This is a genomic window from Streptomyces sp. MS06, assembly GCF_047200655.1.
Lineage (GTDB): Bacteria > Actinomycetota > Actinomycetes > Streptomycetales > Streptomycetaceae > Streptomyces.
In genome coordinates this window covers 1-17,975 of record NZ_JBJZOJ010000096.1, presented here as the reverse complement: position 1 = coordinate 17,975, position 17,975 = coordinate 1, and the positions used below count along the sequence as shown (strand labels likewise).

Genomic DNA, 17,975 nt, shown 5'->3' with positions numbered 1-17,975 from the left:
AGATGGAGGACGCCGGGGTCGCCTCCGGCGAGCCGGAGGTCTCGGTCGCCGGCTGAGCGGACCGCCCGGTCACGGCGCCCGTAGGTGAGGCGCCCCGCGGGCGCGACGCCGTCGGCTGTGGCGGCCCCGCAGGTGCAGCGTCCGTCGGCTGCGGCGCCCGGTCGGTACGGGGCGGCCGCGGGCGGGCCGCACCGTCACCCGTGGAGCCCGCGGCACAGCCCGGCGCCGCGGGCACCGCAGGCCCTGGCCGCAGCGCCGCGCGGGCGCAGCGCCCCCGGCGGACGCGCATCGCCGTCCGCCGTCGGCCGTCCGCCGTGAGTCCCGTCGCCGCAGGGTGACGGGACTCGGCCGTACCCCGCGACCGGCGCCGCCACCGGGAACCGGCCCCCGCTGCCCGCCGCATCGCCGCCTTCGTGCCCTCGGCGACCGACGACGACGGCCCCCGGTCACGGCCGCGCACCGTACGCCTCCGACCGGGGCGTACGGCCGGCACAGGCGGCCGCGGCCCCTCGGCGCATACCGCCGGGCGCTGCCCAAACGCACCAGGTACAGTGCGGAGACCAGCAGACCTTGAGCGTGAGGCCCCGCCCGTGTTGACCCAGACGACCTCCCGGGTCCTCGAACCGAGCGACCTGGACGCCGCTCTCGCGGTCCTCGACCGCGAGCCGGTCGTCAACGCCTTCGTGGCCGCCCGGGTGCACGTCGCGGGCCTCGACCCGTGGCGGCTCGGCGGCGAGATGTGGGGCTGGTACGAGGACGGCATCCTCACCTCCCTCTGCTACGCCGGCGCCAACCTGGTACCCATCGGCGCCACCCCGCGCGCCGTGCGCGCCTTCGCCGACCGCGCCCGCCGCACCGGGCGCCGCTGCTCCTCGATCGTCGGCCCCGCCGAGCCCACCGCGGAGCTGTGGCGCCTGCTGGAACCGCACTGGGGCCCGGCCCGGGACATCCGCGGTCGCCAGCCGCTCATGGTCACCGACCGCATGCCGGAGGGCATCGCCCCGGACCCCTACGTCCGCCGCGTCCGCAAGGACGAGATGGAAACGATCATGCCGGCCTGTGTGGCGATGTTCACCGAGGAGGTGGGGGTCTCCCCGCTGGCCGGCGACGGCGGACTGCTCTACCAGGCCCGCGTCGCCGAACTCGTCGGCTCGGGGCGCTCCTTCGCCCGCCTCGACGAGAACGGCAGGGTCATGTTCAAGGCCGAGATCGGCGCGGCGACGCCGCAGGCCTGCCAGATCCAGGGAGTCTGGGTGGCACCCGAGTACCGGGGCACCGGCCTCGCCGCGCCCGGTATGGCGGCCGTGCTGCGCTACGCGCTGGCCGACGTGGCCCCGACGGCCAGCCTGTACGTCAACGACTTCAACACGCCCGCCCGCCGGGCGTACCTGCGCGTCGGCTTCCAGGAGATCGGCGCGTTCATGAGCGTCCTGTTCTGAGCCGGGCCGCGGCCGCGCTGCCGTTCCCCGAGCCGCACGACCGGAGGCCCGGGTAGGCTCCCGGCCATGGACCCCGTGATCGGCCCCCTCGACCTCTCCGCCCACGTCGACGAGGCCCTCGCCGTCCAAGCCGTGGCGTTCGGTCTGAGCCCCGACGAGGTCGCCGTACGCCGCCAGATCGTCCTGAGGCACATGACCTACCCGGGCGCCCGAGCCCTCGGCGCGACCGTCGCCGGCAGCCTGGCCGGCTTCGTCTACGGCATGCCGAACGACCGCACCCACTGGTGGTCCACCGTCGTCGCACCGTATCTGCGCGCCCAGGGCCACGAGGACTGGCTCGACGACTCCTTCGTCATCACCGAACTGCACGTCCACCCCAGCCACCAGAACCGCGGCCTCGGACGCGCACTGATCACCACGATCACGGACGGGGCACTCCAGCCCCGCTCCATCCTCTCCGCCATCGACACCGACAGCCCCGCCCGCGGCCTGTACCGCTCCCTCGGCTACCGGGACCTCGCCCGCCAGGTCCTGTTCCCCAGCGCCCCCAAGCCGTACGCGGTGATGGGCGCCCCGCTGCCGCTGCTGCGCCGACGGCCGCCGGGGCACCGGTAAACGGATTTCCACCGGCGCCGACCGCCCGGCTAACCTCCTTGCCAACAGCCTCCCCCGCTCCAGGCCCCGCCCGAGCGGAGGACCACCGTCGGCAGGAGTACGAGAACCATGGCGAACGCACCGGTCCAGCGCATGTCGCAGTTGATGGCGAAGACGCTGCGCGACGACCCGGCGGACGCCGAGGTCCTCAGCCACAAGTTGCTGGTCCGGGCCGGCTACGTCCGGCGCACCGCGGCCGGCATCTGGTCCTGGCTGCCCCTCGGAAAGAAGGTCCTCGCCAACGTCGAGCGGGTCGTCCGCGAGGAGATGGACGCGATCGGCGGCCAGGAGGTACTGCTGCCCGCGCTCCTGCCGCGCGAGCCGTACGAGGCCACCGGCCGCTGGGACGAGTACGGCCAGGAACTGTTCCGGCTCCAGGACCGCAAGGGCGGCGACTACCTCCTCGGCCCGACCCACGAGGAGATCTTCACCCTGCTGGTGAAGGACCAGGCGTCCTCCTACAAGGACCTGCCGGTGATCCTCTACCAGATCCAGACCAAGTTCCGGGACGAGGCCCGTCCCCGCGCCGGCGTCCTGCGCGGCCGCGAGTTCCTGATGAAGGACTCCTACTCCTTCGACCTGGCGGACGAGGGCCTCGCCCAGTCCTACGCCCTGCACCGCCAGGCCTACCAGCGCATCTTCGAGCGCCTGGGCCTGGACTACCGCATCTGCGCCGCCACCGCGGGCGCGATGGGCGGCTCCAGGTCCGAGGAGTTCCTCGCCCCCGCCGAAGCCGGCGAGGACACCTTCGCCGACTGCCCGAACTGCGACTTCGCGGCCAACACCGAGGCGATCACCTACGAGCTGAAGCAGGCCGACGCCGCTGGGGTGCCGGCCGCCGAGGACATCCCGACGCCCGACACCCCGACCATCGAGACCCTGGCGGCCTCCCTCGGCGTCCCCGCCTCGGCCACGCTGAAGAACCTGCTGGTGAAGGTGGACGGCGAGATCGTCGCCGTCGGCGTGCCCGGCGACCGCGAGGTCGACCTGGGCAAGGTCGAGGCCCACTTCGCCCCGGCCGCCGTGGAGATGGTGACCGAGGCGGACTTCGCGTCGCGCCCGGACCTGGTGCGCGGCTACGTCGGCCCGCAGGGGCTGGAGAAGGTGAAGTACGTCGCCGACCCGCGCGTCGCCCCGGGCACCGCGTGGATCACGGGCGCCAACCGGGCCGACACCCATGCCAGGAACGTCGTCGCGGGCCGCGACTTCGAGGTCGACCAGTACGTCGACGTGGTGGTCGTCGAGGACGGCGACCCCTGCCCGAAGTGCGGCACCGGGCTCAAGCTGGACCGGGCCATCGAGATCGGCCACATCTTCCAGCTCGGCCGCAAGTACACCGACGCCCTCAAGCTCGACGTGCTCGGCCAGAACGGCAAGCCGGTCCGCGTCACCATGGGCTCCTACGGCGTCGGCGTCTCCCGTGCCGTCGCCGCGCTCGCCGAGCAGACCGCCGACGACAAGGGCCTGTGCTGGCCCAAGGAGGTCGCCCCGGCCGACGTGCACGTCGTGGCCGCGGGCAAGGCCCTCCAGACCGAGCTCGCCCTCGACGTCTCCGACCGGTTGGCCGCCGCCGGAGTCCGCGTCCTGGTCGACGACCGGGCCGGTGTCTCCCCGGGGGTGAAGTTCACCGACTCCGAGCTGATCGGCGTGCCGGCGATCCTGGTCGCCGGGCGGCGAGCCGGCGAGGGCGTCGTGGAGCTGAAGGACCGCCGGACGGGCGAGCGCGAGGAGCTGACCGTCGAGGAGGCCGTGGCCCGGCTGACGGCGCACTGACACTCGGTCGGCACGGCCGGCGCCCGGCCGAGCGCCCGTCCCCGGACAGGCGCCCGGCCGGGAGCCGGCCGCGCCTCCGCCCGCCGGCGCCCGGCCTCTCCTCCCCGGTGCCCCGCGCCTGCGCCCGCCCTCGCACGGCGCGCAGTGCCGGCGAGCACCGCTGCCTTCGGCGCGCGCAGTGCCGGCGAGCACCGCTGCTCCGCTCACCGCCCGGCGCCGCCGGGGTCAGAGCCAGCTCGCGAACTCCAGCAGCAGTTCCGCGTCCCGGTGACGCCCCACCCGGCGGGCCCGCACCCCCGATTCGACGGCCCGGAAGAGGGTCCACCCCCGCAGCCGCTCCTGCTCCACCTCCAGCGAGTCCGCGAGCCGCTTCACCCGCCGCCGGGTCGTCGCCGGGCCGGACGGCGAGGCGATGAGGTCCTCCACCCGGTCGCGGACCAGCCGCGCCAGGTCGAAGGCGCACTCCCCGACCACCGGGTCCGGGCCCACGGCCAGCCACGGCATCCGGTCGCCGGCCAGCACCTTGCTCTGCCGGAACGTGCCGTGCAGCAGCCGCTGCTCCGGCGGCGCCGAGAGCAGTTCCTCCCGCGCCGCCAACGCCTCGTCGACCAGCGGCGCCACCTCCGCGTCGGCCGCCGCCACCGCCTGCATCGCCTCGGCCTGCCGTGCGGTCCGCGCGGCGACGGTCTCGAAGGCGGTGCCGGCCCCGGCCGGCGGCTCCACCCACAGCCGGCGCAGCGTCCCCGCCGCCTCCAGCAGGGCCTTCGCCTCCGGCAGCGAACGCACCGACACATCCGGGTGCAGCCGTTCCAGCAGCAGCACCCCGTGTTCGGGCTCCGCCTCCAGCAGTTGGACGGCGCCCACGCCGCCCCAGTGGTCCAGCGCCGCCCGCTCGGCCTCCGGCCGCGCCCGAGGCGGGGCCAGTTTCAGCACCGCAGGTGTCCCGTCGGCGCGCCTGACCAGTACCACCAGACTGCTCCGGCCCCCCGGCGCCTGCACCCGCTCCACGGTCAACTCGCGTAGCGCCACGGCCTGCCGAGCCGCCTCCGGCAGCTCCCTCAGCCAGTCGTCACCGTCCGGTGCCGTCTCGCCGAGCGCCCTGACCAGGCGCCGCGGCGGTTCGAAAGCCATACGAGAGTCGTTCCCTTCCACTGCGGGTCGTCTGACCGGATCTCCGGGGCCGTTCCTGCGGCGTCCCGCCGGGCCGGAACCGCACACCGCCGCAGGTCACGCCGGGGGCGGGGCGGACGCGGAAGCCGTACCCGCCCGCTCCGCCAGCCCAGGGAAGGCTACGCTGCCGCCCCGCCAGCGCACCGCCCGCACCGCCGCCTCCCGCAACGCGGACGCGGCATCCCGCCGCCGCCTGCCGCCGGCGGCCCGCACCAGGTCCGAGTAGACCCCGGCAACGCGGTCCTCCAGCTCCGCCGCGAGCCGTACCGCCGCCGCCGCGTCCGGCACCGGGAACGGCAGCGCGTATCCCGCGGCGGCGGCCACGGGCCGGCCGCCCAGGTCCCGAACCTCGCGTACCAGGGCGTCCCGGCGCGCCCGGTGCGCGTCATAGGCCGCCCGGACCTCCGCGCGGCGCTTCTCGCCGATGCGGCCGCCCACGACGCCGTACCCGAACACCGCCGCGTGCTCGGCGGCCAGTGCCGCCTGCACGGCGCGCAGGGTTCCGGCGCGCTGTCCGTCCGGGCCGCCGGCCGTGCCCGGCGGGGGCGCCGCGCTGGGCGAGCCCGCCGTACCCTTCCCGTCCGTGCCGGCGCGCCCGCTCACTTCGCCCCCTCCGCCAGCAGGTACGCGTGGGCCGCGCCGGCCGCCGCCACCGAGGCCAGCAGCCGGGCCTGCTCGCCGGGCAGGTCCACCAGCGTCGCGGTGCGCCGCTCGGCCAGCTCCTTCTCGGCGGAGGCCAGCGCGGCGAGCGCGGACCGGGGATCGGCCGGAACCGCGAGCGGATCGCCCGCCCGACCCGACACGGCCGGCGGCGCCGCGGAGCCGCCCGAGGCCGCCGGGGACGCCGGGACCGACCCCGGCGGCGGGGACCCGGACGGGGTCGAGTCAGCCGGGGTCGCCGAGACGGACGGCGCCGGCGCGAGCCACCCGCCGAACGCCTCCGCATGCCGTGCGACCTCCGCTCTGAGCGGCCCGAGACGCTTTGCCAGTGCCGGATGGGCGGCGAGCACCGCGTCGTACCGCTCGGCGAGGGTCCGGCTGTCCCGGACGGCACGCGCGCGTGCCCGCTCCGCCAGGGACGGGCTGCCGCCCGACCCCCCGTCGCCGTCCTCCCGGCCGGAGGCCGAGCAGCCGGCCAGGAGGGCGACGCCCGCGGTCGAGGCGAGCAGGGATCTTCTTCGCGGCCCCGAAGGGGCGAGCGGCGGCGAGCGGAACGGCATGGCAGACGTCCTCTGGGATCTCGGCGGATCTCGTGCGGGCCGGCAGGTCTCGCACGAGCGGGGCGGCGGCGGGCCTCGCGCGCCCGTGATCACCGTACCCGCGCACCCGGTCCGTACCACTCACCGGCACCTGCGCAGCCAGGTGGACGGCAACACCCCCCGGGACCGGATACCCTTTGGATCTGCAACGCGACGTTCCGACAACAGCACACGCGGCCGAGGAGTCACCCGGATGAGCACCACCCAGAGCGAGAGGCTGCGAGACCTGCTGGAACCGCTGGTCACCTCCCTAGGTCTGGACCTCGAAGAGATCGCCGTGGACTCCGTCGGACGCAAGCGTGTGCTGCGAGTCGTCGTCGACTCCGACACCGGGGCCGACCTGGACCGGATCGCCGATGTGAGCCGCGCGCTCTCGGCGAAGCTCGACGAGTCGGACGCGATGGGCGAGGCGGAGTACACCCTCGAAGTCGGCACCCCGGGCGCGGAACGCCTCCTCCGGGAGCACCGGCACTACGTGCGTGCCACCGGCCGGCTGGTGAAGTTCCGGCTGGGCGCGGGCGGTGAGCTGGTCGCCAGGATCCTGCGCGCCGACGAGGACGGACTCGACCTGGAGGTGCCCGGGGTGAAGGGCCGAAGGCCCACCACTCGCAGGCTCGCCTTCGCGGAGATCGAGCAGGCCCGCGTGCAGGTCGAGTTCAACCCCAGAAGCAAGCACGCGGACGCAGGGACCGAAGAGTCCGCAGAGACCGAAGAGAACGCAGAGGAGGCGTAGCCGTGGACATCGACATGAGTGCCCTGCGGGGCTTGGTCAGGGAGAAGGAGATCTCCTTCGACCTGCTGGTCGAGGCGATCGAGTCGGCCCTCCTCATCGCCTACCACCGCACGGACGGCAGCCGCCGGCACGCGCGCGTGGAGCTCAACCGCGACAGCGGCCACGTGACCGTGTGGGCGAAGGAGGAGCCCGACGACCTGGAGGAGGGGCAGGAGGCCCGCGAGTTCGACGACACCCCCTCCGGTTTCGGCCGTATCGCCGCCACCACGGCCAAGCAGATCATCCTCCAGCGGCTGCGCGACGCCCAGGACGACGCCACGCTCGGCGAGTACGCCGGCCGTGAGGGCGACATCGTCACCGGTGTGGTGCAGCAGGGTCGCGACCCGAAGAACGTGCTCGTCGACATCGGCAAGCTGGAGGCCATCCTGCCGGTGCAGGAGCAGGTCCCGGGCGAGGAGTACCCGCACGGCATGCGGCTGCGCTCCTACGTCGTCCGGGTGGCGAAGGGCGTGCGCGGGCCGTCGGTGACGCTCTCGCGCACCCACCCGAACCTGGTGAAGAAGCTCTTCTCGCTGGAGGTGCCGGAGATCGCCGACGGGTCGGTGGAGATCGCCGCCATCGCCCGTGAGGCCGGCCACCGCACGAAGATCGCCGTCCGTTCGCACCGCAGCGGCCTGAACGCCAAGGGAGCCTGCATCGGGCCGATGGGCGGCCGGGTGCGCAACGTGATGGGGGAGCTCAACGGCGAGAAGATCGACATCGTCGACTGGTCGGAGGACCCGGCCGAGATGGTGGCGAACGCGCTGTCCCCCGCACGGGTGGCCAAGGTCGAGATCGTGGACCTGGCGGCCCGGTCCGCCCGGGTGACCGTGCCCGACTACCAGCTGTCGCTGGCGATCGGCAAGGAAGGGCAGAACGCCCGTCTCGCCGCCCGGCTGACCGGCTGGCGGATCGACATCCGACCGGACACCGAGCAGGCCGGCACCTGAGGTCCGGCGTGCCGGGGGCGCGCCGGCGGGAGGTCCGCGAACCCGCCCCGGTGCCCACGGCACCGGATCCGCGGGCACCCGGCGCCGCCGGTGCCTCCGGCACCGCAGCCGGCGGCCCGCGCGGTACGGCGCGGCCGGCCGGCTCCCGGAGGCTGCGGCGGACCCCCGCACCGGCTACCGGCGGACCCCCGCACCGGCGCTACCGGCGGCCTGCCGCACCGGCTTCCGGCCGCCGCGGGCTGCAGTTCCGGCGAGCTGCCGGGAGCCGTCCGCCGGGGTGCCGGGGAATAGATCCAAGCCGCCGGTCGCTCACATCACGACAGGTTTCTTCGCGACAGCTGTTCGGACCCCGCCCCGTACGGGTGAGGTGCGTTCGGGGAGGTAGACTTAACGGTGTCTGGCCGGACGCGGGCCCGAACGTGCCCTGAACGCACCTGCGTGGGGTGCCGGGAGCGGTCGGCCAAGGTGGATCTGCTGCGCATCGTGGCGATCGGGGACGCGTGCGTCTCCGACCCTCGCGGTACGCTGCCCGGCCGGGGTGCATATGTGCACCCCGCCCTGGTCTGTCTCGACCAGGCGGTACGCCGCCGGGCGTTCACGCGGGCGCTGCGCGCCCCGGGAGCGCTCGACACAAAGGCGTTGCGCCGCCACGTCGAGCGGACAACAGTTGCCGACGAGGCGACGGTCACCGACAAGGTGACACAGTAAGGAAGACACGCCGTGCGGAACCCCGTGCGGTCTGGTACCTCGCGAGTCGAAAGCAGGTCGAGATTGCGATGAGCACTCGATGAGTACGCGATGAGTACGCCCATGAACTAGCGACGGTCCGGCCGCAACCCGGACCTCAAAGGAGCGAAGTGGCTAAGGTCCGGGTCTACGAACTCGCCAAGGAGTTCGGCGTCGAGAGCAAGGTCGTCATGGCCAAGCTCCAGGAACTCGGTGAATTCGTCCGTTCGGCGTCTTCGACGATCGAAGCGCCGGTTGTACGCAAGCTGACCGACGCCTTCCAGGGCGGTGGCAACGGCAGGTCTGCCGCGAAGCCCGCCCCCAGGAAGGCCGCCCCCAAGCCCGCCGCGCCGTCCCCGGCGCAGGCGGCCCGTCCGGCTGCTCCGAAGCCGGCCGGCCCCAAGCCGCCGGCCGCCCAGCAGCCCGCGGCCCCCGCTGCGACTCCGGGCCCCCGCCCGGGTCCGAAGCCCGGCCCCCGTCCGGCACCGGCGACTCCGGAGTTCACCGCCCCGCCGGCGGCTCCGGCTGCTCCGGCGGCCTCGGCCGCCCCCGGTCCGAAGCCCGGCGGCCCGCGTCCCGGCGCCCCGAAGCCCGGCGGCCGTCCGGCCGCTCCCGGCCAGGGCCAGCGTCCCGGACAGGGCGGCGGCCAGCGCCCCGCCCAGGGCGGCCCGCGTCCCGGCGGTCCCGGCCAGCGCCAGGGCGGCCGTCCGTCCGGACCCCGTCCGGGCAACAACCCCTTCACCTCCGGCGGCAACGCCGGAATGGCGCGCCCGCAGTCTCCCCGCCCCCAGGGCCCGCGTCCGCAGGCCCCCGGCGGTCAGGGCGGCGGACCCCGTCCGCAGGCCCCCGGCGGCCAGGGCGGCGGTCCCCGTCCGCAGGCTCCGGGCGGTCAGCGCCCCACGCCGGGGTCCATGCCCCGGCCGCAGGGCGGCGGCCCGCGTCCCGGCGGCCCGCGTCCGAACCCCGGCATGATGCCGCAGCGTCCCGCTGCCGGCCCCCGTCCCGGCCCCGGCGGCCGCGGTCCGGGCGGCGGCGGTCGTCCCGGTGGCGGTGGCGGCGGTGGCCGTCCCGGCTTCGCCGGTCGTCCTGGTGGCGGTGGCGGCGGTGGCCGTCCCGGTGGTGGCGGCGGCTTTGGCGGTCGTCCCGGTGGTGGCGGCGGCTTCGGCGGTCGTCCCGGCTTCGGCGGTCGCCCCGGCGGTCCCGGTGGCCGCGGCGGCACGCAGGGTGCCTTCGGCCGTCCGGGTGGTCCGGCGCGGCGCGGCCGCAAGTCGAAGCGGCAGCGCCGTCAGGAGTACGAGGCCATGCAGGCCCCGTCGGTCGGCGGCGTGATGCTGCCTCGCGGCAGCGGCGAGACCATTCGCCTGTCGCGCGGTGCGTCGCTCACCGACTTCGCGGAGAAGATCAACGCCAACCCGGCGTCGCTCGTCGCGGTCATGATGAACCTGGGCGAGATGGTCACGGCCACGCAGTCCGTCTCCGACGAGACGCTGCACGTCCTGGCCGGCGAGATGAACTACACCGTTCAGATCGTCAGCCCGGAGGAAGAGGACCGCGAGCTCCTCGAGTCCTTCGACATCGAGTTCGGTGACGAGGGCTCCGAAGAGGAGATGGTCGTCCGTCCGCCGGTCGTCACCGTCATGGGTCACGTCGACCACGGCAAGACCCGACTGCTGGACGCGATCCGCAAGACCAACGTCATCGACACCGAGGCCGGCGGCATCACCCAGCACATCGGTGCCTACCAGGTCACGACCGAGGTCAACGAGGAAGAGCGCGCGATCACCTTCATCGACACCCCGGGTCACGAGGCGTTCACCGCCATGCGTGCCCGCGGTGCCAAGTCGACGGACATCGCCATCCTCGTGGTCGCGGCCAACGACGGTGTGATGCCGCAGACGGTCGAGGCCCTGAACCACGCCAAGGCGGCCGACGTGCCGATCGTGGTCGCGGTCAACAAGATCGACGTCGAGGGCGCGGACCCGACCAAGGTGCGCGGCCAGCTGACCGAGTACGGCCTGGTGGCGGAGGAGTACGGCGGCGACACCATGTTCGTCGACGTGGCCGCCAAGCCCGGCCTGAACATCGACAAGCTGCTCGAGGCCGTCGTCCTCACCGCCGACGCCACGCTCGACCTGCGGGCCAACCCCCACCAGGACGCGCAGGGCATCGCGATCGAGTCCCGGCTCGACCGCGGCCGCGGCGCCGTGGCGACCGTCCTCGTCCAGCGAGGCACCCTCCAGGTCGGCGACACCATGGTGGTCGGCGACGCCTACGGCAGGGTCCGGGCGATGCTCGACGACAGCGGCAGCAACGTCCATGAAGCCGGGCCGTCCACGCCGGTCCAGGTCCTGGGTCTGACCAACGTCCCGGGCGCCGGCGACAACTTCCTCGTGGTCGAGGAGGACCGTACGGCCCGCCAGATCGCGGAGAAGCGCGCCGCCCGTGAGCGCAACGCCGCGTTCGCCAAGCGCACCCGCCGGGTGTCGCTGGAGGATCTGGACAAGGTGCTGAAGGCCGGCGAGGTCCAGCAGCTCAACCTGATCATCAAGGGCGACGCCTCCGGTTCGGTCGAGGCGCTGGAGTCCTCGCTGCTCCAGCTGGACGTCGGCGAAGAGGTCGACATCCGCGTCCTGCACCGCGGCGTCGGTGCGGTCACGGAGTCCGACATCGACCTGGCCATGGGCTCCGACGCGATCGTCATCGGCTTCAACGTCCGGGCAGCCGGCCGTGCCCAGCAGATGGCGGAGCGCGAGGGCGTGGACGTCCGGTACTACTCGGTCATCTACCAGGCGATCGAGGAGATCGAGGCGGCCCTGAAGGGCATGCTGAAGCCGGAGTACGAGGAGGTCGAGCTCGGCACGGCGGAGATCCGCGAGGTCTTCAAGTCGTCCAAGCTGGGCAACATCGCCGGTGTCCTCATCCGTTCGGGCGAGGTCAAGCGCAACAGCAAGGCCCGCCTCATCCGCGACGGCAAGGTGGTCGCGGAGAACCTCAACATCGAGGGCCTGCGTCGCTTCAAGGACGACGTCACCGAGATCCGCGAAGGGTTCGAGGGCGGTATCAACCTCGGCAACTTCAACGACATCAAGGTCGACGACGTCATCGCGACGTACGAACTGCGCGAGAAGCCGAGGGCCTGACGCCCACGGCTCGCGCCGTTTGCGGCAACCGTTGCGGCGAGGGGCCCCGGCAGGTCCGCGGAGCGCGAATATCCGTCGATCGGGCCCACTCCTTCGTTGTACGGTTCTTGATGTCCCTGCCCACACGGTCGCAGGGCCACCGATCCCGTACCGGCGGGTGAACCGGTTGCACAGATGTATGTGGGGACGCTGTCCTTCGACCTCCTCCTCGGCGACGTTCGGTCGCTGAAGGAGAAGCGCTCCGTCGTCCGCCCGATCGTCGCCGAACTCCAGCGCAAGTACGCGGTGAGCGCGGCCGAGGTGGACCACCTGGACCTCTACCGGCGGGCCGGTATCGGCCTCTCCGCGGTGTCCGGCGACGCGGGGCACCTCACCGACGTACTCGACCGGTGCGAACGGCTGGTCGCCGGGCGCCCGGAAGTGGAACTGCTGTCCGTCCGGCGGCGGCTCCACGGCGACGACGACTGACCGAAGAACTCAGACAGGAAAGAATGGGAGACGGACCAGTGGCCGACAACGCGCGGGCGAAAAGGCTGGCGGACCTCATCCGGGAGGTGGTGGCCCAGAAGCTGCAGCGCGGGATCAAGGACCCGCGGCTCGGCTCGCACGTCACCATCACGGACACCCGGGTCACGGGTGACCTCCGGGAGGCGACCGTCTTCTACACGGTCTACGGCGACGACGAGGAGCGCGCGGAGGCCGCCGCCGGCCTGGAGAGCGCCAAGGGAATCCTCCGCTCGGAGGTCGGCAAGGCCGCCGGTGTGAAGTTCACACCGACCCTCAGCTTCGTCGCCGACGCCCTCCCCGACAACGCCCGGACCATCGAGGACCTCCTCGACAAGGCGCGCGCCTCCGACGCGAAGGTGCGGGAGTCCGCCACGGGCGCCCGGTACGCCGGCGAAGCCGACCCCTACCGGAAGCCCGGCTCCGAGGAGACGGACGACACCACCGAATGAACGACCGCAAGCCCACCCCGCCCGACGGCCTCGTCATCGTCGACAAGCCGTCGGGCTTCACTTCGCACGACGTCGTGGCCAAGATGCGCGGCATCGCCGGAACCCGCCGCGTCGGCCACGCCGGCACCCTCGACCCCATGGCGACGGGCGTACTCGTCCTCGGCGTGGAGAGGGCCACCAAACTGCTCGGCCACCTCGCCCTCACCGAGAAGGAGTACCTCGGCACCATCCGCCTCGGCCAGACCACCCTGACCGACGACGCCGAGGGCGAGATCACGGCGTCCGCCGACGCCTCCGCGATCAGCCGCGGGGCCATCGACGCCGGCGTCGCCGAACTGACCGGCGAGATCATGCAGGTGCCGTCCCGGGTCAGCGCCATCAAGATCAACGGGGTGCGGTCCTACAAACGGGCCCGCGACGGCGAGGAGTTCGACATTCCGGCCCGCCCGGTCACGATCTCCTCCTTCACCCTGTACGACGTCCGCGACGCCGTCGCCGACGACGGCACCCCCGTCCTGGACCTCGTGGTCTCGGTCGTCTGCTCCTCCGGCACCTACATCCGCGCCCTCGCCCGCGACCTGGGCGCCGGCCTCGGTGTCGGCGGCCATCTGACCGCGCTGCGGCGCACCCGCGTGGGCCCGTACCGGATCGACTCGGCCAGGACGCTCGACCAGCTCCAGGAGGAGCTGACGATCATGCCGGTGGCCGAGGCGGCCGCCGCCGCGTTCCGGCGCTGGGACGTCGACGCCAAGCGGGCCCGGCTGCTCGCCAACGGCGTCCGGCTGGAGATGCCCGACGAGTACGCGGACTCCGGGCCGGTCGCCGTCTACGATCCGCAGGGCCGCTTCCTGGCCCTCGTCGAGACGCAGAAGGGCAAGGCGAAGAGCCTCGCGGTGTTCGGCTGATCCTCCGCCGACCGGAGCACGCGGCCCGTCCGCCCCACCGGAACCGCGGCTCCGCGCGCGGAGCCACGGTTCCGCCCGTCCGCGGAGTGCCGGTACCTTTCGCCGTGGAGCGGCGAACACGGGGCGTCCACTGCCGCCGCTCCACGATCCCCCTCGATTCCCCCCACCCCTAGGGTCTATCCATCGCCTGCCGTCCCGTCACCCGTCCGGGCAGGCGCTCGGAGTGAAGCGGGGGAGCGTGAGGGGGCGCGTTCACCACGCGATCTGTCCCGCTGATCACTCCGCGCCTACCGTCGCAACGAGGGAACGCGCGCGGCGGGAGGTACGACCATGGCGGGAAAGGACCCGTGCGGACGCACCCGGGACGCCGGCGGGGACGTCCGCGCGGACGGCGCGGACGGCGCGGGCCGGGGACCGCACCGCGGGCCCCGGCCGCCCGATCCCCGCGACGCCCTGATCAGCATTCTCGACCCGGCCGGCCGCCATCGCGGCATCGCCTTCCCCGCCGACCACCACGGCACCCTCCTCACCGGCCAGGAGGCCGTCGACGGCCTGCCCCGGCTCCTGCTGCGCACCGCGGCCGACCACAGCCTCGCGGTGGCGGCCGACGCGGTCACCCTGCTGCCCCGGCTCGGCCTGGCCCTCATCCGCACCGAAAGCCCCGGTGACGGCGGGAAGGGCTTCGGTGGCGCGGAGGGTCCCGGTGGCATCGAGGGCCTGGGTGGCGGGGGAGGCTTCGGTGGCGCGGAGGGCCCGGGTGGTAGGGGAGGCTTCGGTGGCGCGGAAGGCACGGGTGGCAGGGCCGGCCTCGGAGGCGTGGGCGGCCTCGGTGGCAGGGCCGGCCTCGGTGTGGAGCCGCTTCCGCTGAGCGGGCGGCGCCGCGTCGACCCCGGCACTTATGTCCGCCTCGCCGCCGGCTGCTGGCGCGAGGCCCGCGTACTCGGCACCACCCGTGTCACCGGTCCGCCCACGGACCGCTTCCACCACATCGATGCGCTGGAGCTGGCGATCGGCACGGCCGGCCGCGACGCCCTGCGGCCGGGAGGCGGCGCGGCCGGGACGCCGGTGATCGACGCCGCGACCGGAGCCGTGATCGGAGTCGTCGGCACCGCCCTGCGGGTCGGCGACCGCGACTCCTGCTTCGCCGTTCCGCTGCACCCCGCCTCCGGTCCGCTCGCCGACCTGCTGGTGCGCAACGCGGCGACCGTGCCCGCCTACGGTGCCGACCTCAACCTGGCCGGTGTTCTGGAGCTCACCGCCACCTCACTGGGCTCCGACGGTCCTCCGCACGCTCTGCACGGGACGCTCGGCTCGGGGACGCCGACCGTGGAACCGGTGGAGCGCGCCGACATCGCGAGGGAACTGGCGCGCTTCACCGCGGAACCCGACCCGCCGGCCCGCTCGCAGACGGGCGCGGGGGAGACCGCGGACGAAGAGCAGAGCGCGCTGGAGGCCGCCGGAGCGGGCGGAACCGCCGGAACGGACGGCACGGCCGGGACCGCAGGCAGCGCAGGGACCGACGGCAGCGCGGTGAGCGGCGGGGGCGAGCGGATCGGCGGACGCGACCGGGCGGGCGCCGCCCACCGCGGGGGTGGGAACGGCCGGGTCGGCAGGGGCTTCCGGGACAGCAGGGGTAGCCAAGGCGGCCAGGACGGTCGGGGCGGCGGGGCCGCCCGGGTCGCTGGGGCCGAGGGGGTGCTCGGGAGTCCCGCACGGGCCGGAGCCGGTGGGACGGCAGGATGCGAGGCCGCGGAAGCGGTCGGGGGCACCGGGCACGGGGGCGCGGCTGCGCGCTCGTCCACGGCTGCCGCTGACCGTACGGGTGCCGCTGACCGTGGCGGTGCCGGTGCTGCAGGAGCCGTGGCTCGTACGTCCGAGCGAGGCATGCCCGAGCGGGACACGACCGCGAGGGAAACGTCCGCGAGGGACACGGAGCACCTTGGCGGGGAGGTCGGGAGGCCTGCCGTGCTGGCCCTTGTCGGCGCACCGGGCAGCGGCCGTACGACTGAGCTGGCGGCCCTCTCCGCCCGCCGCAGCCGGGGGCCGCGCCCCTCTCCCACGCTGTGGCTCCGGGGCGCCGACCTGCGGGACGACGACCGCTGCGTCTCGGACGCCGCCCTCCGGGCGCTGTCCCGGGCCGCCCGGATCGTTGCCGCCCACCGGTCCGCCGACCCGGCCGACCTCGGTGACATCACTCCCGAGCGCCTGGCCCGCCTGGCCCGTGCAGGCGGCCGCCCCCTGCTGCTGCTCCTCGACGGACCCGAGGAGAGCCCGCCGGCCCCGGCACACCGCACGGGGGAGTGGACGGCGAACACCGCCCGCTGGCTGACGAGGACGGGAGCCCGGCTGGTGGTGGCCTGCCGGGCCGAGTACTGGGAGAACGCGGGCGCCGGCTTCCCCCGCGAGCTGCTCCATCAGCCGCGCCGAGCGGAGCGCACGTCGCTGCCGTCCTGCGTGCCCGTCGGAGACCTCGGTGAGGGGGAGGCCGGGCTCGCCCGGCACCGCTACCGTATCGACGACCTCGCCCTCACCGAGCCGGACGCCCGGCACCCCCTCGCCCTGCGGCTGCTCTCCGAGATCCGTGCCGCACTGCCGGACGCACCGCCGGCCCGCGTCGACCGCTACGACGTGCTCGCCGCCCATCTCGACCTGATGTGCCTGCGCGTCGCCGTCCGGCTCGCCGCCGAGAACGGGCTGCGCGGCAACGCGGTGCGCAGGCTCGCGGCGAAAGTCGCCGGTCAGGTCCACGTGGCCGCCCGGCGGAGCGTCGGATCAGGGCAGGGCGAGCTGGACCGCGAGGACTTCGAGTCCTTGTTCCCCTGGGGGCCGGCACCCGCCCGGCTCGGCGGCGGCACCGGCTGGGCCTCCGCCGTGCTCACCGAGGGCCTGCTCGTCCCGGCGGGCCCCGGCTACCGTTTCGCCCACGAAGAACTGGCCGACTGGATCCAGGGCATGCACCTGGACCTCGCCGGAGCCCTGCGCCTGCTGGTCCACCGCACCGCAGCCGCCACCTCAAGCACACGCGGCACGACCACCGAGCGCGCCGCGGCAGCCGGGGCGGGCGCAGGGCCGGCGGGCGCCGGGCCGGTGGGCGCCGGGCCGGTGGGCGCAGGGCCGGCGGGCGTGGGCCCGGAACCCGCCGTGCCGGGGGCGGATACCACGCCGGCCGGGGCGGCAGCCGAAGCGTCCCCGCGGCAGAGGCTCACCGCCCATCCCCCCGGCCACCCGCAGCCGGTGCCGCGGCACCGGATCGGCCCGGTGGTCCAGGCCCTCCTGCTGCTCGCCCGGCGGCACGGCACCCGCCGACTGAGCCTGCGGCTCGACGAACTGGCCGACGCGCTGGATGCGGACCCGGACTGCTGGTGGGCGAGCCGACTGCTCGCCGAGGTGCTCGCCCGGGTGCCCGACGCGGCGCCCTACCTCGGACTGCTGCGGCAACTCGCCGACCGCATCGCGGAAGTGGCGCGCCAGGGCGCACGGGCTGTGCCTGCGGACTTCGCACCCGCCTTCTGGGTCCGGTTGCGCTTGCGCCACGCCGACCGCATCGACCTGCTCCGCCGCCTCGTCCCGGCCGATCCGCCCCCGTCGGGCGAGGGCGCCCCGCGTTTCCTGGACGCCGTGTCCCGGCTCCTCGCCGACGACCCCGCCCTCGTGCAGCCCCACCTCATCCGCTGGTTCGACGACGAACTGCCGCTTCCGGCCACCCCCGACGCCACGATCGCCACCGCCGCACAGGCCCTGCTGCACACCCACCGCCACCGCGCGCCGGACCACCTGACCGAGGCCCTCGTGGACTGCGCCCACCCGCGCGCCGACGAACTGCTCGCCGCACTCGCTCAGGACGAACCGTCCGCTCTGTGCAGGGCCGTCGAACGCTGGGCCCACGACGAGCGCCCCGACCGCCGCGGCGCCGCGGCGGCCCACGCGCTGCTCGCCGCGCCACACGCCCGCACGGACGCCGACCGCGAACGGCTGCGGTGCGCGGCTCTCGCCCTGCTCGCCCGCCCCGCCGACTCCGCCCTGCACGGCGGCGCACTCGCCCTCCTGGTCCGCGACCCCCACACCCGGGCCCACCACCTGCCCCGCGCACTGGAGCAGTTCGTCGCGGGGGATCCGCAACTGCCACCGAGCGCCCTGGTCGCCGCCCTGCCCACGCACCCGCTGCCGGTGCTCGACGCCTTCCGGGCGCGGGGGGGGGGGGAGGGAGGGAGAGAGGGGCGGCAGAAAACCC

General features: G+C 74.6%; 14 protein-coding genes. 11 read left to right on the top strand and 3 right to left on the bottom strand.

Going from position 1 to position 17,975, the window contains the following annotated elements:
• The first annotated feature begins 590 nt into the window (after positions 1–590).
• From ACL02U_RS31610 to ACL02U_RS31600, 3 genes are all read left to right on the top strand, one after another.
• A complete protein-coding gene (locus ACL02U_RS31610; RefSeq protein ID WP_412794434.1) occupies positions 591–1,439 on the top strand; it encodes a GNAT family N-acetyltransferase in 849 nt (282 codons plus the stop codon).
• A 66-nt stretch (positions 1,440–1,505) separates the two neighbouring features.
• Positions 1,506–2,054, top strand: coding sequence for a GNAT family N-acetyltransferase (locus ACL02U_RS31605; RefSeq protein WP_412794433.1), 549 nt, complete (start codon positions 1,506–1,508; stop codon positions 2,052–2,054).
• Between the two features lie 108 nt (positions 2,055–2,162).
• Positions 2,163–3,866, top strand: a complete 1,704-nt coding sequence (locus ACL02U_RS31600) for a proline--tRNA ligase (protein ID WP_412794432.1) — start codon at positions 2,163–2,165, stop codon at positions 3,864–3,866.
• Positions 3,867–4,091: 225 nt separating this feature from the next.
• On the opposite strand, the gene ACL02U_RS31595 is transcribed toward ACL02U_RS31600, so the two are convergent.
• The 3 genes from ACL02U_RS31595 to ACL02U_RS31585 form a co-directional block, all read right to left on the bottom strand.
• Positions 4,092–4,997 (bottom strand): aminoglycoside phosphotransferase family protein, encoded by a 906-nt coding sequence (locus tag ACL02U_RS31595; protein ID WP_412794431.1) that lies wholly within the window; start codon positions 4,995–4,997, stop codon positions 4,092–4,094.
• A 96-nt stretch (positions 4,998–5,093) separates the two neighbouring features.
• Positions 5,094–5,534, bottom strand: a complete 441-nt coding sequence (locus ACL02U_RS31590; RefSeq protein WP_412794436.1) for a ferritin-like domain-containing protein — start codon at positions 5,532–5,534, stop codon at positions 5,094–5,096.
• Between the two features lie 101 nt (positions 5,535–5,635).
• A complete protein-coding gene (locus ACL02U_RS31585; protein WP_412794430.1) occupies positions 5,636–6,256 on the bottom strand; it encodes a hypothetical protein in 621 nt (206 codons plus the stop codon).
• Positions 6,257–6,488: 232 nt separating this feature from the next.
• Between ACL02U_RS31585 and rimP the strand changes: the two genes are divergently transcribed.
• From rimP to ACL02U_RS31545, 8 genes are all read left to right on the top strand, one after another.
• Positions 6,489–7,028 carry a ribosome maturation factor RimP gene (rimP, locus tag ACL02U_RS31580; protein ID WP_412794429.1) on the top strand — a complete coding sequence of 180 codons (540 nt, stop codon included), beginning with the start codon at positions 6,489–6,491 and terminating at the stop codon, positions 7,026–7,028.
• Between the two features lie 2 nt (positions 7,029–7,030).
• The gene (nusA, locus tag ACL02U_RS31575) at positions 7,031–8,017 is read left to right on the top strand and encodes a transcription termination factor NusA (protein WP_412794428.1); all 987 of its coding nucleotides are present in this window, start codon (positions 7,031–7,033) and stop codon (positions 8,015–8,017) included.
• 393 nt (positions 8,018–8,410) lie between these two features.
• On the top strand, positions 8,411–8,725 hold the full coding sequence (locus tag ACL02U_RS31570; protein ID WP_412794427.1) for a YlxR family protein: 315 nt from the start codon (positions 8,411–8,413) through the stop codon (positions 8,723–8,725).
• A 149-nt stretch (positions 8,726–8,874) separates the two neighbouring features.
• Positions 8,875–11,883 carry a translation initiation factor IF-2 gene (infB, locus tag ACL02U_RS31565; RefSeq protein WP_412794426.1) on the top strand — a complete coding sequence of 1,003 codons (3,009 nt, stop codon included), beginning with the start codon at positions 8,875–8,877 and terminating at the stop codon, positions 11,881–11,883.
• 174 nt (positions 11,884–12,057) lie between these two features.
• Complete coding sequence (locus ACL02U_RS31560; protein WP_412794425.1) at positions 12,058–12,351, top strand: DUF503 domain-containing protein; 294 nt, start codon at positions 12,058–12,060, stop codon at positions 12,349–12,351.
• 38 nt (positions 12,352–12,389) lie between these two features.
• Complete coding sequence (gene rbfA, locus ACL02U_RS31555; protein ID WP_412794435.1) at positions 12,390–12,839, top strand: 30S ribosome-binding factor RbfA; 450 nt, start codon at positions 12,390–12,392, stop codon at positions 12,837–12,839.
• The gene (gene truB / locus ACL02U_RS31550; protein WP_412794424.1) at positions 12,836–13,744 is read left to right on the top strand and encodes a tRNA pseudouridine(55) synthase TruB; all 909 of its coding nucleotides are present in this window, start codon (positions 12,836–12,838) and stop codon (positions 13,742–13,744) included. The genes rbfA and truB overlap by 4 nt, the downstream gene beginning before the upstream one ends.
• Positions 13,745–14,074: 330 nt before the next feature.
• The coding region (locus ACL02U_RS31545) for a hypothetical protein (protein WP_412794423.1) at positions 14,075–17,975 on the top strand (3,901 nt) is incomplete at its 3' end.

Coding starts and splice junctions, on each gene's coding strand:
- ACL02U_RS31585 (WP_412794430.1), bottom strand. CDS start 6,256: ATGCCGTTCCGCTCGCCGCCGCTCGCCCCTTCGGGGCCGCGAAGAAGA.
- rimP (WP_412794429.1), top strand. CDS start 6,489: ATGAGCACCACCCAGAGCGAGAGGCTGCGAGACCTGCTGGAACCGCTG.
- ACL02U_RS31600 (WP_412794432.1), top strand. CDS start 2,163: ATGGCGAACGCACCGGTCCAGCGCATGTCGCAGTTGATGGCGAAGACG.
- ACL02U_RS31560 (WP_412794425.1), top strand. CDS start 12,058: ATGTATGTGGGGACGCTGTCCTTCGACCTCCTCCTCGGCGACGTTCGG.
- ACL02U_RS31595 (WP_412794431.1), bottom strand. CDS start 4,997: ATGGCTTTCGAACCGCCGCGGCGCCTGGTCAGGGCGCTCGGCGAGACG.
- truB (WP_412794424.1), top strand. CDS start 12,836: ATGAACGACCGCAAGCCCACCCCGCCCGACGGCCTCGTCATCGTCGAC.
- ACL02U_RS31605 (WP_412794433.1), top strand. CDS start 1,506: ATGGACCCCGTGATCGGCCCCCTCGACCTCTCCGCCCACGTCGACGAG.